Origin of the sequence: Salmonella sp. SAL4457 (genome assembly GCF_046548235.1) — a bacterium.
Taxonomy (GTDB): Bacteria; Pseudomonadota; Gammaproteobacteria; order Enterobacterales; family Enterobacteriaceae; genus Salmonella; species Salmonella enterica.
On sequence record NZ_JBGDZO010000242.1, the window covers coordinates 1 to 314 of the forward strand.

The window sequence follows — 314 nt, forward strand, 5'->3', positions numbered from 1 at the left end:
GGGCAATGGCGTGGGCAGAATGCTATCGATGCTCATATTTACCATGATGTTGCTGCCATTCTGCCTGATCTTGGCCCTGAAGCGTGGAACGCCGGATGCGATTATCTACTCATCGCCTCACCCGTTTGGCGTCGTTAGCTGTTGGCTGGCTGCTCGCCTGCTAGGTGCGAAATTTGTATTTGAGGTGCGCGATATCTGGCCTTTGAGTCTGGTCGAACTGGGAGGCTTGAAAGCTGACAATCCCCTGGTGCGTGTTACCGGTTGGATCGAAAGATTCTCCTATGCGCGAGCTGATAAGATCATCAGTCTGCTGC

At 53.2% G+C, this 314-nt stretch carries 1 protein-coding gene; it reads left to right on the forward strand.

Annotated elements, in window-relative coordinates; all coding sequences use genetic code 11:
- Positions 1-28: 28 nt before the first annotated feature.
- A partial coding sequence (locus ACLJNW_RS24105; RefSeq protein WP_410961205.1) for a glycosyltransferase occupies positions 29-314 on the forward strand: 286 nt, incomplete at its 3' end.